Raw genomic sequence first — 25,031 nt, forward strand, 5'->3', positions numbered from 1 at the left:
CGGACTCGCTGGGCAGGGACGACACGTGACACCTCGGTTCGGGCTGGGGTCAGGACAGGGTGCGTTCCGGCGCCGGGACCGGGGGAACGGCGACGAGGGGGGAGGCACCCGCGGCGCACGCGTGGCGCGCACCGACCTGATCGATAGTCATCACCGTGAAGATGCACGTCAAACCGTGGTCAATCGATGACAGGGGGTGAAATCGGGTGTGAGGGAGGTCTTATGGCATTTCGTTACGTAACGTAGCTAAAATGGGGGTGACCTGCAGTGATGCGATTATCGCAAGTTGCGTCAGGCGCACCGGCGTCCGGATGGTGCGAGTGCGTCTCACGGCCCCGGAAGCGCCTTCCGGGGCCGTGATGTCGTGATCGAATCGATGCCTGCGGTTCCCGAAAACGTGTTGTTTGAGGTAAGTTTCGCCCGTTTTGGGTTATATCAAGCGCATGCTTGGTAAAGGGAGGGTCAGGAGGCCGCGGGGCGACGGGACGCGGCCAGCGCCGACGGCCCCATCGTGAATTCCGGGTCGACCTGCCCACGCAGGTCGCGCCCGGTGGCCGCCTCCGCCCACGCCTCGGCGTTGCGCAGGTGGAACTCCACGCCCTGCCGGGTGAAGGCCTCCCAGTCCTTGGGGGTCGCGTCCACCGCGTCGCGCATCCAGGCGAGCACCTTGAGGTTGTCGTCCTCCAGCTCGTCCAGGCGGGGGTGGCGCCCCTTCTCCATGGCGCGCACGAAGCGCGAGTGCCCGAAGGCGGCGACCAGGGCGTCCCCGACGTGCTCGCGCAGGAACTCCAGGTCCGCACCGTCCTCGACCTTGTTGCCGATCACCATGATCCGCACGCCGTGCTCGCGGGCGTAGTCGGCGTACTGGCGGTAGACCCCCACGCCGCGCAGCGTCGGCTCGGCGACCAGGAAGGTGACGTCGAACCGGGTGAACAGTCCCGAGGCGAAGGAGTCGGCGCCGGCGGTCATGTCCACGACCGCGTACTCGCCCTCCCCGTCCACCAGGTGGTTCAGGTACAGCTCCGCCGCGCCGACCTTGGAGTGGTAGCAGGCCACTCCCAGGTCGTCCTCGGTGAAGGGGCCGGTGGCCATGAGCACCGCGCCGCCGGCCGCGCGCAGGCCGAACCGCCGGTGCACCGGGTTGTCGCCGTCCAGGGCGAGCAGGCGCGACCCGCGTCCGGGCGGGGTGGTCTTGACCATCGCCTCGGCGGAGGGGATGCGCGGGTTGGTGCCGCGCAGCAGGTCCTTGATCTCGGTCAGGTGCCCGCCGAGCGGGGGGAGTGCGGCCAGCTCGTCGGCGGGCACGCCCAGGGCCTGGCCGAGGTTCTGGTTGATGTCGGCGTCGATGGCGGCCACCGTGTGCCCCGACTCGGCGAGGAACCGGGTGAACAGGGCGGACAGGGTGGTCTTGCCGCTCCCGCCCTTGCCCGCGAACGCGATCTTCATCTGGTGCCTTCCGAACGTTGTCCCTGGATGGTCGAAGGCGCCCCGGGGAAGAAGGAGGGGCGCGTGGCGATGGTAACGATTATCGTTCTTGAAGGCGGCCGTGTCAGGGATTTCACCCTCGTGTCCGTCCCGCCGCGCCGCGTGGGCCCCCGGTCCGCGGGGCCCGGGGAATGTGCAGGTGGAAAGGGGTGTTTACGGGCGGGCCCGTTCTTTGTCGTATCGGGACCGGACACGGAGACGTGTTTTGTGGGGTTGCCGCCGCCGACCGGGCCCGGGTGTGCTGTCCTGGTCATGGTGCGCCTTTGTCTAAGGTGAGGCCAGCGGCTACCGTCGGCCGGTGATGGGAGTGACACGGGGATGACCGAATCGCAGCGACTCCAGGAGTACGCCGCTGCCGACCCCGTCGCCGCGCCCGGCCTGGCCGAGGACGAGTTCGCCGCGGCCGCGACCGACCACACCGTGTGGAGCTGCGTGGGCAACCTGACCGCCGTGCGCTCGATCCGCGCACGCGTTCGGGACGTCCTGGAGCAGGCCCGACCGCCGGGCGGCCCGGTGCCCGGCGAGGCGGTCGACGACGCCGAGCTGGCCGCCAGCGAGCTGGCCACCAACGCGCTGCTGCACTCCCGCTCCGGCCAGATCGGCGGCGTGATGACGCTGTCCATCCGGATCGAGCGCGGCCGGGTCCGGGTGGCCGTGGCCGACCAGGGCGAGAAGAGCCGGGACGCCGGCCCGGACGGGGAGCTGCGCGAGGCCGACGGGGACTACGGCCGCGGCAAGCTGATCATCGAGAGCTGCACCACGCGCAGCGGCGAGTACCGGAGCGACGCCACCCACGTCGCCTGGTTCGAGATCGACCTGCCCGAGGAGTGACCCTGCTTTCCCGCCCCGACGGTCACCGTCGGTCGTATTCCCATTTCATCCCCGGTGTGAGCGGTATCGGCCCGGGTGTGTAGATTCGCCGTGGCCGGGGGCCGTCCCCGGCCGGCGCCCCGAGCGCCCGGCGAGCGGAATCAGGAGGCGGGCGGCATGGCGGTCGACCCCGAGCTTCAGGAGTACCTCGGCACCCTCACCGAGGTCGTCTTCGACGACGCACTCGACGTCCCGGCGGAGCGCGCCCGCGAGCGGGCCGAGGCGCTGGAGGCGCCCCGCCTGGCCGACCTGCACTCCGTCGAGGACCGCCGCGTCCCCGGCCCCGAGGGGGCGCCGGAGGTCCCGGTGCGCATCTACCGGCCGACCGCCCGGCAGGACCTGCCGGCGGTGCTCTACCTGCACGGCGGCGGGTTCGTCGTCGGCGGCCTGGACACCCACGACAACGCGGTCCGGCTGCTGGCCGAGCAGGCCGGGGCGCTGGTGGTCTCGGTCGACTACCGGATGGCGCCCGAGCACCGCTACCCGGCCGCGCTGGAGGACTGCTTCGCCGCCTACCGGTGGCTGCGTGCGAACGCCGCCGCCCTGGGCGCCGACCCCGGGCGGATCGCGGTCGCCGGGGACAGCGCCGGGGGGTTCCTGTCGCTGTGCACCGCCTTCATCGCCGCCGAGCGCGGCGTCCCCGGACCGGTCCACCTGGGCCTGGTCTACCCGGGCACCGGGGCCGCCCCGGGCGAAGGCTTCGCCGACGCCTCCGGCACCTCCGGCGGGGACGCCGACGACTCGGGCGGCATGAGCGCCGACGAGCTGGGGTGGTACATGGCGACCTTCCTCGGCGGCTTCCCGGTCTCCGAGCTGCCGCACTACGTGCCCCCGGCGCGCGCCCGCGACCTGTCGGTGCTGCCGCCCGTCTTCGTCCTCACCGCCGAGCACGACCCCCTCAAGGAGGACGGCGCCGCCTTCGCCGAGCGCTTGGAGGAGGCCGGCGTCCCGGTGGAGCGGTGGGACGCCCCGGGCATGGTCCACAGCTTCCTGCGCTGGATGCACGCCGTGCCCGCCGCGCGGGCGTCGGCGCAGCCCTTCTACGACGCGATGAAGAGGGCACTGGCCGTGCCGCAGGCCTGAGGCGCGCCGCCCGGCCCGGGTCCCGCCGCCACCGCGCCCGCTCGGGCCGCGTGGGCCGCTGGACCGCTCGGGCTGCTCGGGCCGCCCTGCACCGGTACCGCACCGTCGGCGCCCCCGCCGCGAGGCGCCGGGGCCGGTCCCGGGCAGGTGCGCCGGCGGAACGGACGGGAGCCGGCGCACCTCCCCGGGACCGCGGGGGGCGGCCTGTCAGCCGATGCGTGCGGGACCCGGTGAGCCCTGGACGGTGACGCCCAGGGCGGCCAGGTCGGTGTCGGCCTCGCCGGGGGAGGCCACCACGGAGGCGCCGCGCCACAGCGCGACCGCCGCGAGCACCACCCGTTCGGCCTCGGGCATGGACGCGTCCAAAGCCACCGTGTCCTGGTGGGTCAGGGCGAGGTCGGCGTCGAGCGTTCGGAAGCGGCCCAGCAGCTCCTCCTGGCCGTGCAGGGCGGTGCGCACCGACCGGGCGTCGGCCACGTAGGTCATCAGCCCGGACTCCCCGGCGCCGTCGCCGCGGTCGGGCTCGGCCCCCTCCGGGCCGGGCAGCAGCAGTTCGTCGAACGGTGTGGTCTCGGCGGCCTGCCCGAAGGCGACGACCTGGCGCACCCGGGACCGGTCGGCCAGCTCCAGCGCCTCCGGCGCGAGTTCCTCGGCGGCCAGCAGCAGCCGGGCGTCGGTGGTGGTGAGCACCTCGGCGGCGGCCGAGCGGTCGTCCTGGACCAGCGGCAGCACCACCGCCCCTGCCGCCAGCGCGGTGAACACCGCCAGCAGCCGGTCGGGCGAGGGCGGGGCCAGCACGGCCACCACGTCCCCCGGGTGGACGCCCCGGCGCACCAGCCCCGCCGCGGCCCGCTCGGCGGTGGCGGCGAAGACGATCGCCGGGGTCCGCGCGCCGTCGGCCGCGCCGATCGCGGGGGTGCGGGCCGAGCTCTGCAGCCGCTCCAGCAGCCCCTCGGTGAGCGAACCGGACGGAGCGCCGTGCGCGGGCCGATCACTCATCCCGTCCCCCACATCGCCTCGATCGCCTGCCGGTGAGTCCGGCGCCATCGCTTGCCGGGCTCGTCACGCCCCCTCCACGTGGCGAGCCCGGTAGCGCCGTGCCCGTCGGCGCCGCGGGTGCCTCCCCTCTCCGCACCCGCGGCCGCACGGTCCTCCAGCGATTCCGCGGTGCCGCCGCCGGGCCCTGCTCCGCCGCCCCCGAGGGGGCGGAGCGGGTCCGCCGGGCGGATGGCTCCGCACGGCCGCTCCGCGGTGCCCTGGAGACTCGCACCTCCAGGACCTCCGAGGGGCGTCGCCCCTCCGCCTGACGTCGGCGGGGTTCCGCGTCCTCGTTGTGCACGACACTAGCGTGCGAATCGGCGTTTGCACATGCATTCACGTGTGCAGCTGCATATGTATTTTCTGCACCCAGGGTGTTCGTGATCCTGAAATAGCAGGTCGTAGCGCTGCTATCGGGACAGGGGCGGCTCACCGCCGGGGTCGGGCGTCGCCGACCCAGGCCGCGATCTGCTTGCGGGAGTGGAACCCGAGCTTGCGGTTGATGTTGGCGACGTGCCGAGCGACCGTCGCCGGGGTGATGAACAGCTTCACCGCGATGTCCCTGTTCCCCAGGCCCCGGCTGACCAACCGGGCCACCTCCAGCTCCCGCCGGGTGAGGTCCTTGCGCTCGGGGACCGTCTCGCGCGGGGGCGTCCGGGGCCGGGGCAGCCGGCCGGTCTCGGCGACCCGCAGCGCCAGCGCCGCCGCCGCGCTCGGGTCCGTCCGCCGCCCCTCGTGCCACCAGGCCGCCGACGCCGCCGCGTCCACGCCCAGCTCCTCGGCCACGCGCGCCCACGAGCGGACGGGCAGGTGCGGGGCCGCGCGCTCGCGGAGCGCCGCGGCCGCCCCGGCCAGCCGGCACGCCTCGGCCACCTCGCCGTCCGCGGCCGCGACCCGGGCGATGGAGGCCAGGCCCACCGCCACGCCGGCCCGCTGGCCGGTGCCCTGGCTCAGCACCAGCCCCTCGCTCAGGTAGTCGTAGGCCTGGGCGGACGAGCCGAGCACGCGCGCCACCCGGCCCACGCCGTACAGGCACCGGGCCAGCTCCGGCGCCGCTCCGATGTCGCGCTGGATGTCCAGCGACTCCCGGTAGCAGCGGTCGGCCGCGGCCACGTCCCCCTGACGCTCGGCGGCGGTGGCCTGCCCGATGAGCACCACCCCCACGCCCCAGCGGTGGTCCATCCCGCGCAGGATCATCAGCGCCGCGCTGTAGCGGGCGTCGGCGGTGGTGAAGTCGCCCCGGTGCGCCGCCACCGCTCCCTGGCCGCTCAGCGCCAGCGCCTCGTTCCACAGGTCGCCGGTGGACCGGGCCAGCACCAGCGCCTCCGACAGCCGTACGTCGGCGGAAGCGCGGTCCCCCGCACGGACGTCCAGCAGGGCCAGCAGGTTCAGCCCCATGGCGGCCGCGGCCGTGTCCCCGCCGGCGCGGCACAGGTCCAGCCCTTCCTCAGCCAGGCGGCGCGCGCTCCCGTCCCCGCCCCGCGCCCACTCCAGCTCGGCGCGGCACAGCAGCGCCCGCGCGCGGGCCCAGGAGTCCTCGCCGGTGTGCTCGGCGGCGTCCTTGCCGGAGGCCGGTCCAGGGGCCAGGCGACCCGGTTCCTGAGGCGCTGCGCCGTCTCCACCGTCTGCACGGGCCGTGCCGTCCGCGCCTGCCGTGCCTTCCGCGCCGCCCTCACCGTCGGGGCCGGGGCCGCCGCGGGAGCGCTCCCCAGGCGCGCATCCGCCGAGGAAGGCGCCGCTCCACACGGCGCCCTCGGTGAAGTGGTAGCCGGTCACCCAGTAGGCGCGCAGCGCCGCGCAGAACCGCAGTCCGACCCCGGTGTCGCCGCGCCGCGCCGTCCAGTGCAGCGCCGCGCGGACGTTGTCGTACTCGATGGCCACCCGCTGCCAGCCGCCGAACCGCTCCGCCCATGGCACCAGCCGCCCGGCCACCGCCGCCGCGCCCAGCTCCTCGGCGGCCGCGAGCATGTGGTCCCGGTGGCGCAGCCGCACCCGGTCCTGCTCCCCGGACTCCGCCAGCCGCTCGGCGGCGTAGGCCCGCACCGCGCCGGGCAGGCGGTAGCGGACCCGCTCCTGCAGCTCGGCGGTGAGCGCGATCAGCGACCGGTCCACCAGGGAGGAGACCAGGTCCAGCACCGCCCCCTCCTCGACCGGCCCGCCCGGGCACACCCGCTCGGCCGACTCCAGGTCCCAGTCGCAGAAGACCGAGAGCCGCCGCAGCAGCACCCGCTCCTGTTCGCCGAGCAGGCCGTGCACGTGGTCCAGCAGGGTGCGCAGCACGGCCTCGCGGGAGGCCACGGGGCGCGGCCGCCCGCGCCTCGGCACCGGGGCCGCACCCGTGTGCTCCCGCAGGCATGCGGTGACCTGGGCGGCCACCTCCTCGGGGGTGTTCCTGCGCAGCCAGGCAGCGGTGAGCTCGACCGCCAGCGGGATGCCGCCCACCGCCCGGCAGACCGCGGCGGCGGCCGCCACCGCGGCCGGGGTCGGCGACAGGTCGGGGCGGGCCTCGCGGCCGCGCTCCAGGAACAGCCGCACCGCCTCGCTGGAACGGGCGTCGGAATCGGCGTCCGGCCCGGGCAGCGCCAGCGGAGGCACCCGCCAGATGGCCTCGCCCGGAATCCGGACCGGCTCCTCGGAGGTGACCAGCAGCGACACCTCGGGACAGGACTCCACCAGCGAGGCGCCCAGCCGGGCCACCGGCCCGGCCACGTGCCCGCAGTCGTCCAGGAGGAGCAGCACCCGGCGCGCGCGCAGGGCGTCGCGCAGCGTCTCCTCCAGCGGTCGCCCGGCCTCCTCGGTGACCCCGACCGCCGCCGCCACCCGGGCGGCGACCTCGTGCCCGGTGGCCGTGCCCGCCATGTCGGCCAGCCAGACCCCGTCGGTGAAGGACCCGGTGGCGTGCGCCGCCACCCGCAGCGCCAGCCGTGTCTTGCCGATCCCCCTCACCCCGCACAAGGTGATCACCCGGTCGGCCTCCAGGAGCCGGAGCAGATCGCTCAGGTCGCGCTCGCGGCCGATGAAGCTGTCGGATTCCAGGGGGAGGTTCTGCCGCGCCGGCGCGGTACGAGGTGCCATGGCCATCACGCGATCAGGCGGTCGGGGGCCGCTCTCACCTTGCCTGAGGGTAAGGGCGTTGAGTGGGGGTCGTGGATCCTGCGAGCGTGGCTTGGCTCTGTTCTTAGTAGGTGTGCACGGCGCGTGCAAGCGGTACCGGGGAATCGGGGACGGCCCGTTTCCACCACGCCCCGTGTCGGCGGGGCTTCCGGGGGTGTCCGGCGCCGGGCCGGGCGTCCGCCTCACGGGTCGAGCCGGTGCTCGCGCGCCCAGTCGGCCAGCTGGGCGCGGGAGGTGAAGAGCAGCTTGCGGAAGATGTTGGCGATGTGCCGGGCGGCGGTGGCCTGGCTGATGGTCAGCCGCTCGGCGATCTCCCGGTTCGACAGGCCCCGGCTGACCAGCACCGATATCTCCCTCTCGCGTCGGGTCAGCAGGGAGGGCAGCGCCTTGCGCGGGGAGGGGAAGTAGAGCGCGTTCTCCACCACGTGCTCCAGCGGCAGCCCCCGCCAGGAATGCCAGGCCTTGTCCGCGGCGTCGTCGCTGAGCACCGCCCGCGCGTCGGCCAGCAGCGCCTCGGCGTGCGCGGCCGGCACACCCAGCGACTCGCGCAGCAGTGCGCCGGACCCGGCCAGCGAGGCGGCCCGCTCGGGCTGCTCCTCGGCCAGCGCCAGGTCGCCCAGGGCCTCCAGGGCGTGCGCCACCGACAGCCGGCGCCCGCTGGCCACGCTCATCCGCAGGCCGGAGGAGAGCCGCCGCCGCGCGCCGGACACGTCGCCGCGCACCAGGTCCAGGTAGCCCAGGCCGGCGGTGCAGCGGGCGATGTCGGGCACCAGCTCCATCTCCACGAAGACCTGGAGCGCCTCCTGGAGCTGGCGGGCGGCGGCGTCCAGGTCGCCGCGCCGGGTGGAGAGCATGCCCAGTGCGTTCAGGCAGCGGGCCACGCACCACCGGTCCCCGATCTCCTGCCCGATGCCGATGCTGCGGGTCAGGAACACCTCCGAGGAGTCGTCGTCCCCGCGCGACCGGGCCAGCTGGGACAGCGCGCCCAGCGAGCAGATCTCGGTGAAGCGCTCTCCCGAGGCGATCGCCAGCCGCAGCGCCTCCCGCCCGTGCCGCAGCCCCTCCTCCCCGGCCCCGCGGCGCAGCGCGGTCATTGCCAGCGTGGTGCGGGCGATGCCGGCGCCGGGGCCGTCTCCGGAGGCCTCGGCGGCCTCCAGCGCCGACCGGGCGGCGGCCTCGGCCTCCTCGGGGCCGTGCAGCCCGAGCATCAGCTCGGCGCGGACCGCGGCCGCGCGGGCGCGCAGCGGAGCCGCCCCCTCCCCGCTCTCCAGCAGGTGCTCGATCGCCCGGCAGGCCGGCTGGTGCAGGTCCCGCACGTACCAGTAGCTGCGCAGGGCCGCGCAGATGCGCAGTCCCTCCTCGACCATGCAGGCGCCCACGGCCCGGTCGAGCATCTGCAGGGTGTTGTCCAGGCAGTGGTCCAGGACCCGGATGTGCGCCAGCCGCTCCCGCCAGTCCAGCCGGTCGGCGAGCCGGCCGGCCAGGGCCTCGTACCACTCGGCGGCGGTGGCCAGCATGCGGCGCCAGACCCGGTGCTCCTCCCCGGCGGCGTCGAGCTCGGCGGCGGCGAAGGCGCGCACGGTATCGGTCAGGCGGTAGTGCCGCTCGGAGCCGACCACGGCGTCCAGGGCCACCAGGGACTTGTCCACGAGCCAGGCGTGCGCGCGGCGGGCCTGGTCGGGGTCGAGGTCGCCGAAGGAGCACACGTGCACGGCCTTGTCCAGGCTCCAGGTGCAGAACACCGACAGCCGCCGCAGCAGCAGCTGCTCGGCAGGGCTGAGCAGGCCGTGGCTCCACTCCAGGGCCGCCCGCATGGTGCGCTGGCGGGCCGGCACGCCCGGCTCGTCGGTGGCCAGCAGCCGGAACCGGTCGTCCAGCCGCGCCAGCACCTGCTGGGCCGAGAGCACCCGGATGCGCGCCGCCGCCAGTTCGACGGCCAGCGGCACCCCCTCCAGCATCCGGCACACCGCCGCCACCGCGGGGGTGTTGGCCGGAGTCAGCTCGAAGCCCGGCCGGGCTGCCAGGGCGCGGGAGAGGAACAGCCGGACCGCCTCGCTGGCCAGGGCCCGCTCGGGGGTGAGCGGCGGGGCGCCGGCCCGGGTGAGCGCGGCGGGCTCGGGCGGCACCGACAGCGGCGGAACCCGCCACACCGCCTCCCGCTCCACCCGCAGGGGCTGGCGGCTGGTGGCCAGGATGTGCACGCCGGGGCAGTGCGCCACCAGCTCCGCGCACAGCCGCGCGGCGTCGGCGGCCACGTGTTCGCAGGTGTCGATGACCAGCAGGGTGCGGCGCGAGCGCAGGGCCATGACCACCGCGTCCAGCGGCGAGCGGTGCCCGCTCTCGGACACCCCGGTGGCCAGGGCCGCCGCGGAGACCACCTGCTCGGGGGAGGAGACCTGGCCCAGGTCGATGAAGCGGGCGCCGTCGGCGAACTCGGCGGCGGCGTGCCCGGCGACGTCCACCGCCAGCCGGGTCTTGCCGATGCCGCCGGTGCCGACCAGGGTGACCATCCGCGTGCAGGCGATGATCCGGCGGAGGTCGGCGACGTCGCGCTCGCGGCCGATGAGGTCGTCGGGGGGCACGGGCAGGTTATGGCGAGGGTCTGACATGGCCTCGTTCACTGGGCGATGCGCAACTGAGGGATGCCGCTCCGCCGTGCCGACCCGGGACCGGCACACGTGAGCCCTGCTTCAAGTGTTCCACGCGGGGCGGCCCGTGTCCGCGAAACTGGCCGGTTCCGGCAGCGGCGCAAGGGCACCGGGTCCGGGGCTCCGCGGCCCGGTCCGGCCGCGGAACCCGGGCCGCGCAACGGGGAGGCGCCTGCCCTAGGAGGCGGGGCGCTCCCACAGCGCGGGGTCGGCCTCGCCCTGCTCGCCGGTGGCCATGTCCTTGACCTCGTGCGGGCGGCCGTCGTCGAACGGCGGGAACCACACGAAGGGGATGCCCTTCTTGGAGGCGTACTGCAGCTGCTTGCCCACCTTGGAGGCCTGGTGGAAGACCTCGGTGTTGAACCCGCGCCCGCGCAGCAGCGCGCCGGTGCGCAGGGCCTCCTCGCGGCGCTCGTCGGAGGGCACCACCACGAGCACGTCGGTGGGGCAGGTGCGGCCGGCGGGCAGCCGGTCCTCGGCCGCGAGCTTGGCGAAGATGCGGGTCAGTCCGATCGAGATGCCCACGCCCGGCAGGTTGCGGCGGATGAACTGCCCGGCCAGGTTCTCGTAGCGGCCCCCGGCGACGATGCTGCCGTAGCCGGGGTCGTCGTCGAAGGCGGCCTCGTAGACGGTGCCGGTGTAGTAGTCCAGGCCGCGCGCGATGGACAGGTCGGCCACCACGCTTCCCTCGGGCAGGTCGGACAGGGAGTCCAGGACGAAGGCGAGCTCCTCCAGGCCCTGGGAGAGCAGTCCGGACTCGGCGCCGAGCTTGGCGACCTGCTCCACCACCGACCGGTCCGCGCCCTTGATCCGGGCCAGCTCCAGGCAGGAGTCGATCTGGCCGGCGGACAGGCCCTCCTCGGTGAGGATCTGCCGCACCCCGTCGTCGCCGATCTTGTGCAGCTTGTCGACCGCGCGGATGACGGCGAGCGGGTCGGAGATGCCCAGGCCCTCGTAGAAGCCCTGCAGCACCTTGCGGTTGTTGATGCTGAGGGTCCAGGCGGGCAGGTCGAGTCCGGCCAGCACCTCGTGCACCACCCGGGGCATCTCGGCGTCGAAGTGCAGCGGGACGCCGTCGACGTTGATGACGTCGATGTCGCACTGGGTGAACTCGCGGTAGCGGCCCTCCTGTGGGCGCTCGCCGCGCCAGACGCGCTGGATCTGGTAGCGCTTGAAGGGGAAGGCCAGCTCGTTGAAGTGCTGGGCGACGTAGCGGGCGAACGGCACGGTCAGGTCGAAGTGCAGCCCCAGCCGCGCCTCGGAGTCGTCGCCGTCCTCCTCCTGCACCCGGTGGAGCGTGTAGACCTCCTTGGAGGTCTCGCCCTTGGCCATCAGCACGTCCAGGTTCTCGACCGAGGGCGTCTCGATCGAGGCGAACCCGTAGCGCTCGAAACCGGCGCGGATATGGTCCAGCCAGCGCTGCTCCACGGACCGAATCTCCGGCAGCCACTCGGGGAAGCCGCTGATGGGGGTCGGGCGGATGACGCGCTGTTCGGACATCGGTTCGGCTGGCTCCTTAGGCCGGTACAGGGATCGGACCAATGGTAGGCCCTGGCGGGGGGTCGGACCGAACCGCGCGCCGGGGAGCGGGGCACGCCTCGGATGCGGTGAGCGGGCGCTGAGGGGGAGAACGCCGCCACCGGCCCACCTGGACGGTGAGTGGGCCGGTGGGGCCACCGTGCGCCTCGGGGGAGCGGGACAGAGCCGTCCCGGCGCCCCCGTGCGTCGGTGAGGACCGTTCCTATGCGGCGGCCTCGGGCTTCGCTGTGCCAGGAGTGCGAATCGGCCGCCGCGCCGAAGGCCTCTCCTCCACGGTAGTCCGCGGGCGAGCACCGCCGACAGCGTTCGCGGCGGCCGAAACGGGCCGCTCACAATGTCGTAAAGTCCGCGTGCTGCGGTGGCCTCAGGGGTCCTCCGCCGCAGCGCTCACGGCCGTCCCGGCTCCGGTCGCCCTAAACATCCGGCATTCTTGATATTCGGCACGAATCGGGTGGCACGCCGGGGAGGGCGCATGAAGCTGGGATGGACGCTGTACGGAGACGGGAGCGCCCCGCCCCCGGGCGCCTCCGTGGCACCCGGCGAGCGGCTGTCCTGGGGGCGCACGGTCGGCCTGGGCGCCCAGCACGTGGTGGCCATGTTCGGGGCGACCTTCGTCTTCCCGGTGCTGATGGGGCTGGACCCGAACCTGGCGATCATGATGTCGGGCCTGGCCACCATGCTGTTCCTGCTCATCGTGCGCGGCCGCATCCCCAGCTACCTGGGCTCCAGCGCCTCCTTCGTGGGCGCCTCGGCCGTCATCGCCGCCGGCGGGGGCGGACCGGCGGTGCTCACGGGCGCGGTGTGCGTGGCCGGGATCGTGCTCGCCCTGTCGGGGTTCGCCGTCCACCTGCTGGGCCCCCGGGTGATCACCGCCGCCTTCCCGCCCGCGGTCACCGGGGCGGTCGTCCTCCTCATCGGCTTCAACCTGGCCCCGGTGGTCGCCGAGAACTACTGGCCCTTCGACCAGTGGACCGGCCTGGCCGTGATGGTGTTCGTCATCCTGGCCACCGTGCTGCTCAAGGGGTTCCTCGGGCGCATCGCCATCCTGCTGGGCCTGGTCTTCGGGTTCGCGCTGTCGCTGGCGGCCGACCTGCTCCTGGGCCCGGTGGCCGGCCCTGAGGGCGGGGCCGCCGCCCCGCGCGTGGACCTGTCAGCGGTCCGGGACGCGCCCTGGGTGGGCCTGCCCGAGCTGCACGCCCCGCAGTTCGAGGCCTCGGCGGTCCTGGTGGTGCTGCCCGCCGTCATCGCCCTGGTCGCCGAGAACGCCGGGCACGTCAAGGCGGTGCAGGAGATGACCGGCGAGGACCTGGACCCCTACATGGGGCGGGCGATCGCGGCCGACGGCATCGCCACCGCGCTCTCCAGCGCGGTCGGCGGCGCCCCCACCACCACCTACGCCGAGAACATCGGGGTCATGGCGGCCACCCGGGTCTACTCCACCGCGGCCTACTGGGTGGCGGCGGCGGTGGCGGTCCTGGTGGGGCTGTGCCCCAAGTTCGGGGCGCTGGTCGCGGCCACCCCGGCGGGCGTGCTGGGCGGGGTCACCGTGGTGCTGTACGGGATGATCGGGCTGCTCGGCGCCAAGATCTGGGTGGAGAACCGGGTCGACTTCGGCGACCCGGTGGTGCTGGTCCCGCTGGCGGCCGGGCTGGTCGCCGGGATCGGCGGGGTGAGCCTGGAGATCACCGAGGGGTTCTCCGTCGAGGGCATCGCGCTGGGCACGCTCATCACGCTCGGCGGCTACCACGCGCTCGCCCGGCTGTCCCGCCGCACCGGCGGGGGGGGGGNCGGCCGACTGACGCCCGCGGCCGCCCCCGCCCCGACCTGGGGCGCGTCCGCGGGCCCGACGATCCGGTCACGCGGCGCGACCGGTCGGTGCTAGGTTCACTGCGTGGTCCCCGGGCGCAGCCGTGAGGGCCGTATCCCTTTTGCGGCGGGCCATCCGGTTCGATCGAGCGCCCCCCGTGAACCCGGAGTCGTGAGGACTTGAACAGACAGTGAACGAGTCACCGAAGCTCTCTACGAAGATCATCGTCGCCGGCGGGTTCGGGGTCGGCAAGACGACGTTCGTCGGCGCGATCTCGGAGATCCCGCCGGTGCGCACCGAGGCGGCGGTCACCGCGGCGAGCGCGGGCATCGACGACCTCTCCAAGACGCCGGACAAGGGCAGCACCACGGTCGCCATGGACTTCGGCCGGATCTCGCTCGACACCGACCTGGTCCTGTACCTGTTCGGCACGCCGGGGCAGCAGCGCTTCTGGTTCATGTGGGACGACCTGGTGCGCGGTGCGCTCGGCGCGGTCATCCTGGTCGACGTCCGCCGCCTGGAGGACTCCTTCCAGGCGCTCGACTACTTCGAGAAGCAGTACCGGCTGCCCTTCCTGATCGCCGTCAACGACTTCGACGATCCCGGCGGCCACACCGACGAGGAGCTGCGCGACGCCCTGGACCTGGGCGCGGGCGTGCCGATCGTGCACTGCGACGCCCGGGACCGCCAGTCGGTGCTGAACGTGCTGGTGTCCCTGGTCAAGCGCGCGATGGCGGTGGAGGCGCTGGGGCAGGGCCAGCCCGCCTGACCGCCCCTTCCGAGCCCCCTTCGAGTCGGCCCCTCCGAGTCGGCCCCGAGCCGCCTGCCCCGCCGCCGGTGGAGTTCGGGGCGTCGCAACGCGTGAGGTCGGTCGGCTGCCGCGGCTCGGCCGGGGCGTCCCCGCCGGGCGTCCTCCGCGGCCGTGAGTCGGGCCGTGCGGCGATGGCGGACCGTTCTCCGGCCGAGTGCCGGGGAGAGGCCGCTCTGCTTCGGTGAGTACGGCCTGAGCAGACCGTTCGTCTCCTCGTTCGAGCCGCGCCGCCCGGGGGCCCGCAGACGCGCAGAAGAACAAGGGCCCGGGCGGGCGGCCCGGGTGCGTCCCGGCCGTGGAACGGCCGTGAAATGGCGGAGCCCCGCCGTCCCCCGAAGGGCCCGGCGGGGCTCCGCGCGCTTCCGCGCGAGGTGTCAGCGCTCGGCCAATAGCGCGTCCACACGCGCGCGGACGTCATCGGTGTCCAGCCCCCGGACGGTGACGGTGGTGCGCCGCCGCAGGACGTCGTCCGCGGTCTCGGCCCACTCGTTGTCGCGGGCGAAGACGGCCTGGGCCCAGATGTCCGGGCCCTCGGGGTGGATCCGCTCGGCCAGGGCGGGGTCCTCGCGCACCAGGTCGGCGATCTCCAGCGCGACGCTGCCGTAGTGCGTGGCCAGGTGGCGGGCGACCAGCGGGTCCATCCGCTGCGGCGGCTCGGCGTCGGCGGTCAGCCGGTGCGCCACCGCCTCGGGGCGGGCGATGCCGGGCAGCGGAACCGTCTTCAGGGTGGGCGTCATGTCCTCGGCCAGCGGCACCGAGCGGCTGCGGCGCAGCCGGTCGATCACGGTCCGGCCGATGTGCCGGTAGGTGGTCCACTTGCCGCCGGCCACCGACAGCATGCCCCCGCGCCCGCGGGTGACCACGGTCTCGCGCTTGGCGGCGCTGGTGCCGCCGGGGCCGCCGGGCAGCACCCGCAGGCCGGCGAAGGAGTAGGTGATGTTGGCCGGGTCGAGCACGTCGGAGCCGACCGCGGTGCCCGCCTCGCCCAGGATCTGGTCGATGTCGGCCTGCCCCGGGGCGACCTCGGCCGGGTCGCCGGTGAACTCCTCGTCGGTGGTGCCCAGCAGCAGGTGGTCCTCCCACGGGATGGCGAAGGAGACGCGGTACTTGTCGACCGGGACGGTCAGCGCCGCGTGCCAGGGCCGGTTCGGCCGGACGACCAGGTGGGCGCCCTTGGACAGGCGGATGCTCGGCTCGGCGGAGGGGTCCTCCATGCGGCGCAGGTGGTCGACCCAGGGGCCGGTCGCGTTCAGCACCAGGCGTGCGTCGATGCCGAACTCGGTTCCGTCGACACCGTCGCGCAGCTCGGCGCCGCTGACCCGGCCGTTGGTGGTGCGCAGGCCCTGCACCCGGGCGTGGTTGAGCACCACGGCCCCGGCCTCGGCGGCGGCGCGCACGGTCATCACGGCCACGCGGCTGTCGTTCATCTGGTGGTCGTGGTAGGCGGCGACCGCCTTGAGGCCGTCGGTGCGCAGGTCGGGCACCAGGCGGCGGGCGTGCGCGGGGGTCATCACCCGGCCCACGCCGTCGCCGAAGGCCGACAGCGCCGAGTACAGGAAGACCCCGGCGCCCATCTTGGCGGCGCCGTGCGGGCCGCCCTTGTACACCGGGACCAGGAAGGGCATCGGGTTGACCAGGTGCGGGGCGACCTCGCCGGACAGGGCGCGGCGCTCGCGGTGGTTCTCGGCGACCAGGCCCACGTTGCCGGTCTGCAGGTAGCGCAGCCCGCCGTGGACGAGCTTGGAGGAGGCGCTGGAGGTGGCCCCGGCGAAGTCGCCGGCGTCCACCATCGCCACCCGCAGGCCCGCCTGGGTGGCCATCCAGGCGACCGAGGTGCCGAGGATGCCGCCGCCGACGACCAGCAGGTCGAAGGTGCCGCGGCCGAGCTCGGCGCGGGTGTGCTCACGGGCGGGCGCGGTGGGGCGGGTCACGGTGGAGGTGCGCATCGCTGGGTTCCTGACTCTCCTGATGTCGACCGTCGTACGACAATGCCGAACGCTGTGCCCAGATTGCCTGTGCCACGTTCGTGTGTCAACTCCCTCTCACCGCCCTTCGCGCCGCGGTATCGGCCCCCGGCGGGGCGGTGGGCGGAATGTGCCGGAACACACATCCGGGCGGGCGCGTTAGTCTTGCGTGGTGTTCGGACGAATGGCGGAAGGCGTCCGCAGGCTGCTGGGCAAGCCCGGAGCGGTGGACATCAGGCCCTATGGCAAGCTGCTGGAACAGATCGAGGCCCGCGAGGAGGGGCTGCGCGAGCTGGAGGACGCGGAGCTCACCGCGAAGGCCACCGAACTCGGCGACGCCGAGCTCCCCTACGACAAGGCCGACCTCGTCGAGCTGTGCGCGGTGGGGCGCGAGGCCGCACGCCGCGCGCTGGGCGAGCGCCCCTTCGACGTCCAGCTGATGGGCGTCATGGCGCTGCTCGACGGACGCATCGCCGAGATGGCCACCGGCGAGGGCAAGACCCTGACCGGCGCGCTGGCCGCGGCCGGCTTCGCACTGCGCGGCAAGCGCGTGCACCTGCTCAGCGTCAACGACTACCTGGCCCGGCGCGACGCCGAGTGGATGCGGCCCCTGTACGAACTGCTGGGGGTGGCCACGGCGTGGATCGCCGAGGACTCCACCGCCGAGGAGCGCCGCACCGCCTACTCCGCCGACATCACCTACGCCTCCGTCAGCGAGCTCGGGTTCGACGTGCTGCGGGACCGCATGGTCACCGACGCCGACGAGCGCGTGCTTCCCGCCCCCGAGGTCGCCATCATCGACGAGGCCGACTCGGTCCTGGTCGACGAGGCCCGGGTCCCGCTGGTGCTGGCCGGGGCCGCCGAGGCCTCCGACGCCGACGCCGAGATGGCCGACCTGGTGCGCACCCTCACCCCCCGCATCCACTACGAGGTGGACGCCGAGGGGCGCAACGTCCAGCTCACCGACGCCGGCATCGACGCGGTGGAGAAGGCGCTGGGCGGCGTCGACCTCTACGACGAGGACGACACCTCGGTGCTGCCCCGGGTCAACCTGGCCCTCCACGCCCACGTGCTGCTCCAGCGCGACGTGCACTACGTGGTCCGGGACGGCCAGGTGCGGCTGATCAACGAGTCGCGCGGGCGCATCGCCCTGCTCCAGCGCTGGCCGGACGGGCTGCAGGCGGCCGTGGAGGCCAAGGAGAAGGTCGCCGTCTCCGAGACCGGCGAGGTCCTGGACTCCATCACCGTGCAGGCCCTGGTGCTGCGCTACCCCACGCTGTGCGGCATGACCGGCACCGCCATGGCCGTCGCCGAGCAGCTGCGCGAGTTCTACGAGCTCGAGGTCGCCCAGATCCCCTCCAACAAGCCCTGCGTGCGCGAGGACGAGCCCAACCGGCTCTACGCCACCCGGGAGGAGAAGGAGGACGCACTGGTCGCCGAGGTGGCGCGGGTGCACGAGACCGGGCGCCCGGTGCTCATCGGCACCCAGGACGTGGCCGAGTCCGAGCTGCTCGCCAAGCGCCTGGCCGACGAGGGCCTGGAGTGCACGGTCCTCAACGCCAAGAACGACGCCGACGAGGCCGCGGTCATCGCCGAGGCCGGCACCTACGGGGCGGTCACCGTCTCCACCCAGATGGCCGGGCGCGGCACCGACATCCGGCTGGGCGGCAGCGACATGGCCGACCGGGACCGGGTGGTGGAGGCCGGCGGGCTGTACGTGCTGGGCTTCGGCCACTACCCCAGCAGCCGCCTGGACGACCAGCTGCGCGGCCGCGCCGGGCGCCAGGGCGACCCCGGCGGCTCGGCGTTCTTCGTCAGCCTCGACGACGAGCTGATCACCACCGCCGGCGGGGAGACCACCGGCTACAAGGCCGATGCCGAGGGGCGCATCACCGACGAGAGCTGGCTGGCCATGGTGGACCACGCCCAGCGGGTCGCCCAGGGGCGGCTGCTGGAGGTGCACCGCAACACCTGGCGCTACAACCAGATCATCGACGTCCAGCGCCAGGTGGTGCTGGAGCACCGCGAGGCGGTGCTCACCCAGGGGCTGGGCGACCGGCAGCTGGCGGTGGACTGCGCCGCGCGCCACGCCGAGCTGGTCGAGGAGGTCGGCGAGGAGGAGACGGGCCGCGCCGCGCGCCTGATCACCCTGTACCACCTGGACCGCGGGTGGACCGACCACAACGCCTTCCTGGCCGAGCTGCGCGAGGGCATCCACCTGCGCTTCCTGGGGCGGCGCGACCCCCTGGACGAGTTCAACCGGGACGCGGTCCCGGCGTTCAAGGGCTTCCTGGACGAGGCGCGGGCCAAGGCGGCCCAGACCTTCGAGGACGCCGAGGTGGAGGACGGCGCCGTCGACGTGGCGGCCGCGGGCGTCAAGCGCCCGTCGATGACGTGGACCTACATGGTGCACGACCACCCGTTCTCCTCCGGGATCGAGACGGTCGTGGGCCGGCTGAAGGGCCGCCGGGCCTCGGACTGAGGCGGTCCCCCGGGGTAGGGCAGGCCCTACCCCGGGAGTGGCCGCAGGCCCATTACCGGGGACGACGGCACGGCATAGCGTTGAGCCGTGTCCCGCACCCCGCCCCGAAGCCTGCTCCGCGCCCTGGCCCGGCCCCGGTTCCTGCTGAGCCCCTGGCCGCTGCGCGCGCTCCTGTACGCCGCCGCCACACCGGTCGCGGCGCTCCTGTGGGGGCCGCCGCTCCTCCTGCTCGCCCTGCCGTGGCTCCTGCTCATCGCCGCCGTCGCGGACTCCCCGCAGGGCTCCCTTCCGCCGCCCGGCCCCACCGTCCTGCTCATCGCCGTCGGCACGGCGCTCCTGGCCGGGATCGGGCCCTTCGCGGCCCTGCCCGGAGCGGCGCTGGAACGGCTGCGGGTGCGCCTCATCGACGACCGGCCCCTGCCCGCCCCGCACCGCGCGCCGCGCAGGCCCGGCCTGGGCGCCTGGATCGCCGCCCGCTACACCGAGGGCGCCACCTGGCGGGGGATGGCCGTGCTGGCGCTGTCCGCGCTGCTGTTCCTCCCGCTCACCGCCGGGGTGGGCATGCTGCTGGTGATCGGGGCGGCGCTGGTCGCCGCGCCGGTCATCGTCGCCGTCGACGGCGGGACCGTCAACCTGGGTGTGTGGGAGTTCGACGGCCTGGCACACGCCTGGATCCCCGCCCTCGCCGGAGTCGCCGTGCTCGCGGCGGGGGCCTACGCCTGCGGGGCCACCGCCGCGGCCCAGGGCGAGCTCGTGCGGTTCATGCAGCGCGACCGCCCGGAGGAGACGCTGCGCGCCGAGCTCACCGAGGTGACGCGCTCCCGGGCGCGGCTCGTCGACGCCTTCGAGGCCGAGCGCCGCAGGATCGAGCGGGACCTGCACGACGGCGCCCAGCAGCGGCTGGTGGCGCTGTCGGTGAAGCTCGGGCTGGCACGGCTGGACCTGCCGGAGGGGTCGGCGGCCCGGCAGAGCCTGGCCGAGGCCCAGGAGCAGGCCAAGAGCGCGCTCGTGGAGCTGCGCGAGCTGGTCCGCGGCATCCACCCGCAGGTGCTGACCGACCGCGGGCTCCCGGGCGCACTGCCGGAGCTGGCCGACCGGTGCGCGGTCCCTGCCGAGGCCGACGTCGCCCTGGACCGCCGGCTGCCGGCGCACATCGAGGCCACCGCCTACTTCGCCGTCGCCGAGGCGCTGGCCAACACCGCCAAGCACAGCGGTGCCGGAGGTGCCTGGGTGCACGCGCGGCTGGAGGGGCCGACGCTGGTCGTGGAGGTCGCCGACGACGGCCGGGGCGGCGCGCGGGCCGGCGGGGGCGGCGGTTTGACCGGGCTGGCCGACCGGGCGGCCGTGGCGGACGGGAGAATACTGCTGTCCAGCCCGCCCGGCGGGCCGACCCTGCTGAGAGTGGAGCTGCCGTGTCCGCAGAGGTGACCCGCACCGTGCTGGCCGAGGACGGGGTGCTGCTGCGCGAGGGGCTGTCCGGGCTGCTGGAGCGGTTCGGCTTCGCCGTGGCCGAGGCGGTGGGGGATGCCCGGGCGCTGGAGGAGGCGGTGCGCCGGCACGACCCCGCTCTGGTGGTGACCGACATCCGGATGCCGCCGGGCTACAGCGACGAGGGACTCCGTGCGGCGGTGCGGCTGCGCGGGGAGCGGCCGGGGCTGGCGGTGGTCGCGCTCAGCCAGTACGTGGAGCAGAGCTACGCCTCGGAGCTGCTGGACTCGGGCGGCGGCGCGGGCGTGGGCTACCTGCTCAAGGAGCGGGTGGCCGACGTGGAGGAGTTCGCCTCCCAGCTGCGGCAGGTGGCCGCCGGGGGCACCGTGGTCGACCCGGAGGTGGTCCGCCGGCTGCTGCGGCGGCGGCGCGACCCGCTGGAGCGGCTCTCCGAGCGCGAGCGCGAGGTCCTGGCGGAGATCGCCGAGGGGCGCTCCAACGCCGCCATCGCACGGCGGCTGCACGTCAGCGAGGCGGCGGTCGGCAAGCACATCGGCACGATCCTCGCCAAGCTCGACCTGCCCCCGGACGACGACGTCAATCGCAGGGTGATGGCCGTTCTGGCCTACCTCCGCGACGCGTGAGACGGACGGGACCAAAGTCCCGACCGTGATCCCGTATCCGACCGTTCACGAATCGGGCGCCGAATACGTGTGCGGACATAGGCAATGACATTCCTTGGGGGTAGAGTTCGGAGAATCCTCGCGGGGGCCTCAGAGGGCCGCCGCGTCGCTCTTTCGGTCGCGTTCGGCAGGCGGCCGCCGACGGAACGGAGACGGATCGGTCTTGGTCCACGAGGTCGGGGCGCAGGAGAAGATCACCTACGGCCGCAACGACCGCTTCAAGGGCGGCCCGGTCGGGGGAGGGAGGTTCTGGCGCGATGACGACGGACGCCCAACGGCCAAGCTCGGCGGACCCGAGGAATGGCGTCCCAATGGAATGCTGGTCGTTCGCGCCGGCGACATCTTCACCGTCGGCGGGCAGACGTGGAAAGTGACCGAGATCGGTGAAGAGGAGACCTCGAAGGCCTATCTTCTCTGCGTCCGCGTGAGCTGATTCGGCCCGCCCGATTCCGTTCGATTCCGGCCGAATGGCGCCGGGGCGGACGGCGTCCGCCGAAGTGAAGTGACTTTCGGCGGGCGCCTNTCGGAAATCGGCTCGGGGCCGACTCAGAGCCGTCACAACGGCGCTGAACCGGTCGAACGGAAATGACACCGTCCCAGCGGGCGTGAGCCCGGGGCGGAACGGCCGTTCGACCGTCCCCGCGGAGGCACCCGGCACGCCGGGCGCCGCGTTCCTTCCCCGTCCTGCACCAGGCCGGGCGGCTCACGGAGGTCGTGTCCGCTGGAGCGGTGCCGATGCCCGCGTGCGTGACCGCCTTTCGCCGATCGGCCTCCGGCCGCCCGCAGGTGCTGCGGTGCCCGTGCCGACCTGGGCGGGGGACACCGCCACTCGAAGGGACGCGGCACCACTCCCGCGGACACGCCCCGTCGGCCGGAGCGCTGTGGTCTCCGTCCGGCGGGACCAGCGCCGCCGTCATGGCGCTGAGCCGGGTCCGAGCCGCCTTCGGATCCGTGACCGGCGCCCCGACCGCCGACAGGCGGGGGGAGGGCCCCCCCCCNGGCCGCCGAAGACCACACCGCTCCAGCGGACCATCGTGGCGTGGCCCGGCGGTGGCGGTCACGGCCGTGGGGAGCCCTACCGCTCCGGCGGGGGCGCCCCCTGCTCGTCGTCCCTCGCCGCGGCGAAGGCCTTGGCCGCCCTGACCGCGGCCGCGGCCGTCTCCATCGACAGGAAGCAGGGGATCCCCGCCTCCCGCGCGGCCGGGCGCAGGGCGTCCAGCAGGTCCGGCGGCCCGCACTCGGTGTTGCGCAGGACCAGCGACACCCGGGTCCCGGCGACCTCCTTCTGCAGGGCCGCCAGGTGCCCCACGAACTCCAGCAGGCCCCCGCGCACGGCCTCGGCGTGCGCGACCCCCTCCCCGGGCCGTGCGAACGCCGCGAAGCTCTGCACGTTGGCGTGCGCGACCACGTCGGGATAGGGCGGCCGCCCGCACACCGCCGACACCGCCCGGTGCGCCAGGTCCTTCGGTCCCAGCGGCCCGAGGGGGATCTCCAGCGGGTTGCCGGGCGCCGCCTGCGGCACGGCCGCGTGCAGGGCCGCCCGCGCCCCGGGGCCGAGCGCGGGCAGCGCGGCCCCGGCCGCGTCGAAGGCGTCGGCGGCGAGCACCCCCGCCCCGCCGCTCGGACCCACGATCAGCACATCGGCCCCTCCGCCCGCCGGGCGTCCGGCGTGCAGGTCGAACACCTCCAGCGCAGCGAGCAGTTCCTCCTGCCCGCGCACCAGGGCGAACCCGCACCGCGCGGCCAGGCCCTCCCAGACGCGCGCATCCCCGGCCATGGCGCCGGTGTGCGAGGCGGCGGCGCGGCCTCCCAGCCGGGTGCGCCCGCCGACCAGCACCGCGACCGGCAGGCGCCCGCGCACCTCGCGCAGGGCGCGCGCCAGGTCGCGGCCGTCCGGCGGCCGCTCCAGGTAGAGCCCGAGGACGCCGGTGTCCGGGTCGGCGGCCAGGTGCCGGACCAGCTCGGCCGGGCCCACGTCGGCGGCGTTGCCGACGGTGACGGCCGTGGAGAAGCCCAGCCCGCGGCGCTCGCCCACGCGGACCACCTCGCCCGCCAGGCCGCCGCTCTGGGCGACCAGGCCCACCCGCCCCGGCGTCCCGGGCCCACCGCCCAGGAACGTCTGGCCGCCGGCGGGGGAGTACACGCCCATGCAGTTGGGGCCCAGCAGCCGCGCCCCGCTCTCCCGCGCGGCGGCGACCAGTTCGGCCTCCAGGGCGGCGCCCTCGGGCCCGGTCTCGGCGAAGCCGCCGCCGACCACCTGCACGAACGGGATCCCGTGGGCCTTGCGCACGGCGTCGGCGCAGGCCGCGGCGGGCACGGCGACCAGCGCGTAATCGGTCTGCGGTGGCGCCTCGGCCAGGGACCGGACCGCGGGGACGCCGTCCACCCGGTCGGCCTCGGGGTGCACGGCGACCAGCGATCCCCGGTGGCCCGAGGAGCGGTAGTTGGCCAGGAACATGCTGCCGAACCCCCGGCCCTGTGCGGAGGCGCCGACGACGGCGATGCCGCGCGGGCGGGAGAGGCGGGTGAAGTCGGTGCGGGGGGCGGGCGGACCGGCGGCCGGGGCGGGGGGAGCGGGCAGGCCGGTGGGCACCGGGTGGCCCTCGGCCACGAGCAGCCGGGCGTCGGCGGCGACCGCCCTGTCCGGGCCGGCGATCACGGGGTTGAGCTCGAACGCCGCCAGGGTGTCGCCGAGGCGTTCCGCCAGGCCGCCGGGGCCGCCGACCGCCTCGACCACGGCGGCCAGGCGCGCCGCGTCCACCGGCGGGGCGCCGCGCGCGCCGCGGAGCAGGGCGGCGCCGCGCAGGCCGGAGAGCATCCGCTCGGCCTCGCCGGGTTCGAGGGGGCAGGGGAGCACGGAGGTGTCGTCGAGGGCCTCCGCCCAGACCCCGCCCAGGCCGACCAGCAGCAGGGGGCCGAAGGAGGGGTCGGCGACGGCGCCGACGATGACCTCGGCTCCCGGCGGGCACTGCTCTTCGACGAGGAACCCGTCCGGGGACAGGCCCTGGTCCTCCAAAGCGCCGCGCATGTCCTCCGCGGCCGCGCGGACCCGTTCCGGCCCGTCGAGGCCGAGCCGGACGGCGCCCGCGTCGGACTTGTGCACCAGTCCGGGGCCGAACGCCTTGAGGACCAGCGGGGGCCGCAGCGCCCCGGCGCCGGCGGCGGCCTCGTCGGGGGTGCGGTGCTCCGTCCCGCGGGGCACGGGGATCCCGGCCTGCGCGGCGAGCCGTTTGGCCTGCATCTCGGTGGCGGCGGAGGGTGCCACGGGCGCTCCCTGGATCGGTGGTGGGGGTGTGCGGACGGGCGTCTGCCGGAGTGGTGTGATCTCCGGCGGCAAGGGCCGCCGGTGAGGAGCCGAAGCCGGACCGCCCTGCTCCGGAGCCGTAGCGGCCGCACTGAACCGGGCGAACGGAAGTGACACCACACCAACGGACACGACCTTTGTGCGTCGAGTTCGGTGCAGGTCGGCGTCCAGGGCCGTTCGGTCGGTCGTGCCGGGTCCCGGCAGTGGAGGGGGCCCGGCCACCTCGGCGCGGGCCCGGGGCACGGGGAGGGCTCTGCACTCCGGAGGGACACGGGACGCGGACCGGCTTCCGGGCCTGCAGCGGCGGGCCTGCCGAGGCCGCCCATCGCCGCACCCTGCGGCGTTCCAGGAACCACCGCCAACGATCCAGGACGGCGTCCGCGAGAGCGGTGTGACTTCCGGGCGGCCCGGCCCGCCGCCGGCGGGCGGCCGAGAGCCACCTGCCGAAGTTCGGGGGCCGGTAAGGACTGCGGAGGCGGGTCGCGCTCGGTCCCGGGGCGCAACGGCCACCACTCCCATGGGCGTGACCCGATCCGGGGGTCATCGGGCCGCGTCCTCGGGACGCGCCGCCGGAGGTCGGGGCGGTGTGTTGGGTCCGTGGGCCCTGGTCAGGGTCCAACGGCCCAAATCGGAATCCGGGCCTGGACTGGGCCTGTCGGGGACGAAGTCGGCAGCGGCAGAATCCTCGGTGAGCGGCTCGGAGCCCGGCCCCCGCCGGTCGTGCTCCGGGGCCCGGCGCTCGTGGACGCCCGCGCCCGCTCCGCGGGCGTGCGCT

General features: G+C 74.9%; 15 protein-coding genes. 8 read left to right on the plus strand and 7 right to left on the minus strand.

Annotated elements, in window-relative coordinates; translation table 11 throughout:
- Window positions 1-462: 462 nt before the first annotated feature.
- Window positions 463-1,446: an ATP-binding protein gene (locus D450_RS0112185; RefSeq protein WP_017538949.1), complete on the minus strand. Its 984-nt coding sequence runs from the start codon at window positions 1,444-1,446 to the stop codon at window positions 463-465.
- A gap of 357 nt (window positions 1,447-1,803) precedes the next feature.
- On the opposite strand from D450_RS0112185, the gene D450_RS0112190 reads away from it, so the two are divergent.
- Window positions 1,804-2,316, plus strand: a complete 513-nt coding sequence (locus D450_RS0112190; RefSeq protein WP_017538950.1) for an ATP-binding protein — start codon at window positions 1,804-1,806, stop codon at window positions 2,314-2,316.
- Between the two features lie 156 nt (window positions 2,317-2,472).
- On the plus strand, window positions 2,473-3,438 hold the full coding sequence (locus D450_RS0112195; RefSeq protein ID WP_017538951.1) for an alpha/beta hydrolase: 966 nt from the start codon (window positions 2,473-2,475) through the stop codon (window positions 3,436-3,438).
- 207 nt (window positions 3,439-3,645) lie between these two features.
- Here the strand turns inward: D450_RS0112195 and D450_RS0112200 are convergent, their stop codons facing one another.
- From D450_RS0112200 to hisS, 4 genes are all read right to left on the minus strand, one after another.
- The gene (locus D450_RS0112200; RefSeq protein WP_241483132.1) at window positions 3,646-4,437 is read right to left on the minus strand and encodes an AMP-binding protein; all 792 of its coding nucleotides are present in this window, start codon (window positions 4,435-4,437) and stop codon (window positions 3,646-3,648) included.
- Window positions 4,438-4,905: 468 nt separating this feature from the next.
- The gene (locus tag D450_RS0112205; RefSeq protein WP_017538953.1) at window positions 4,906-7,557 is read right to left on the minus strand and encodes a helix-turn-helix transcriptional regulator; all 2,652 of its coding nucleotides are present in this window, start codon (window positions 7,555-7,557) and stop codon (window positions 4,906-4,908) included.
- A gap of 215 nt (window positions 7,558-7,772) precedes the next feature.
- Window positions 7,773-10,172 (minus strand): ATP-binding protein, encoded by a 2,400-nt coding sequence (locus D450_RS0112210; RefSeq protein WP_017538954.1) that lies wholly within the window; start codon window positions 10,170-10,172, stop codon window positions 7,773-7,775.
- 243 nt (window positions 10,173-10,415) lie between these two features.
- Window positions 10,416-11,738 carry a histidine--tRNA ligase gene (hisS, locus tag D450_RS0112215; RefSeq protein ID WP_017538955.1) on the minus strand — a complete coding sequence of 441 codons (1,323 nt, stop codon included), beginning with the start codon at window positions 11,736-11,738 and terminating at the stop codon, window positions 10,416-10,418.
- Between the two features lie 511 nt (window positions 11,739-12,249).
- Between hisS and D450_RS30050 the strand changes: the two genes are divergently transcribed.
- Window positions 12,250-13,659 (plus strand): uracil-xanthine permease family protein, encoded by a 1,410-nt coding sequence (locus D450_RS30050; RefSeq protein WP_017538956.1) that lies wholly within the window; start codon window positions 12,250-12,252, stop codon window positions 13,657-13,659.
- Window positions 13,660-13,774: 115 nt separating this feature from the next.
- The gene (locus D450_RS0112225; protein WP_017538957.1) at window positions 13,775-14,353 is read left to right on the plus strand and encodes a GTP-binding protein; all 579 of its coding nucleotides are present in this window, start codon (window positions 13,775-13,777) and stop codon (window positions 14,351-14,353) included.
- Between the two features lie 416 nt (window positions 14,354-14,769).
- On the opposite strand, the gene D450_RS0112230 is transcribed toward D450_RS0112225, so the two are convergent.
- Window positions 14,770-16,341, minus strand: coding sequence for a glycerol-3-phosphate dehydrogenase/oxidase (locus tag D450_RS0112230; protein WP_017538958.1), 1,572 nt, complete (start codon window positions 16,339-16,341; stop codon window positions 14,770-14,772).
- Window positions 16,342-16,543: 202 nt separating this feature from the next.
- Here D450_RS0112230 and secA2 point away from each other — a divergent pair, with 202 nt between their 5' ends.
- The 4 genes from secA2 (at window position 16,544) to D450_RS0112250 (ending at window position 21,385) form a co-directional block, all read left to right on the plus strand.
- Window positions 16,544-18,841, plus strand: coding sequence for an accessory Sec system translocase SecA2 (secA2, locus tag D450_RS0112235; protein ID WP_017538959.1), 2,298 nt, complete (start codon window positions 16,544-16,546; stop codon window positions 18,839-18,841).
- An 87-nt stretch (window positions 18,842-18,928) separates the two neighbouring features.
- Window positions 18,929-20,269 carry a sensor histidine kinase gene (locus tag D450_RS0112240; RefSeq protein ID WP_017538960.1) on the plus strand — a complete coding sequence of 447 codons (1,341 nt, stop codon included), beginning with the start codon at window positions 18,929-18,931 and terminating at the stop codon, window positions 20,267-20,269.
- The gene (locus tag D450_RS0112245; RefSeq protein WP_017538961.1) at window positions 20,254-20,913 is read left to right on the plus strand and encodes a response regulator transcription factor; all 660 of its coding nucleotides are present in this window, start codon (window positions 20,254-20,256) and stop codon (window positions 20,911-20,913) included. The genes D450_RS0112240 and D450_RS0112245 overlap by 16 nt, the downstream gene beginning before the upstream one ends.
- Before the next feature lie 202 nt (window positions 20,914-21,115).
- Complete coding sequence (locus tag D450_RS0112250; RefSeq protein WP_017538962.1) at window positions 21,116-21,385, plus strand: DUF6406 domain-containing protein; 270 nt, start codon at window positions 21,116-21,118, stop codon at window positions 21,383-21,385.
- Between the two features lie 642 nt (window positions 21,386-22,027).
- On the opposite strand, the gene D450_RS0112255 is transcribed toward D450_RS0112250, so the two are convergent.
- Window positions 22,028-24,217 (minus strand): acetate--CoA ligase family protein, encoded by a 2,190-nt coding sequence (locus D450_RS0112255; RefSeq protein WP_017538963.1) that lies wholly within the window; start codon window positions 24,215-24,217, stop codon window positions 22,028-22,030.
- Between the last annotated feature and the right edge of the window lie 814 nt (window positions 24,218-25,031).

Source organism: Nocardiopsis halophila DSM 44494 (assembly GCF_000341245.1).
Taxonomy (GTDB): Bacteria; Actinomycetota; Actinomycetes; order Streptosporangiales; family Streptosporangiaceae; genus Nocardiopsis_A; species Nocardiopsis_A halophila.

Excerpts from the sequence above, each read along its gene's own strand:
- D450_RS0112185 (WP_017538949.1), bottom strand. The coding sequence starts at position 1,446 with ATGAAGATCGCGTTCGCGGGCAAGGGCGGGAGCGGCAAGACCACCCTG.
- D450_RS0112190 (WP_017538950.1), top strand. The coding sequence starts at position 1,804 with ATGACCGAATCGCAGCGACTCCAGGAGTACGCCGCTGCCGACCCCGTC.
- D450_RS0112195 (WP_017538951.1), top strand. The coding sequence starts at position 2,473 with ATGGCGGTCGACCCCGAGCTTCAGGAGTACCTCGGCACCCTCACCGAG.
- D450_RS0112200 (WP_241483132.1), bottom strand. The coding sequence starts at position 4,437 with ATGAGTGATCGGCCCGCGCACGGCGCTCCGTCCGGTTCGCTCACCGAG.
- D450_RS0112205 (WP_017538953.1), bottom strand. The coding sequence starts at position 7,557 with ATGGCCATGGCACCTCGTACCGCGCCGGCGCGGCAGAACCTCCCCCTG.
- hisS (WP_017538955.1), bottom strand. The coding sequence starts at position 11,738 with ATGTCCGAACAGCGCGTCATCCGCCCGACCCCCATCAGCGGCTTCCCC.
- D450_RS0112230 (WP_017538958.1), bottom strand. The coding sequence starts at position 16,341 with ATGCGCACCTCCACCGTGACCCGCCCCACCGCGCCCGCCCGTGAGCAC.
- secA2 (WP_017538959.1), top strand. The coding sequence starts at position 16,544 with ATGGCGGAAGGCGTCCGCAGGCTGCTGGGCAAGCCCGGAGCGGTGGAC.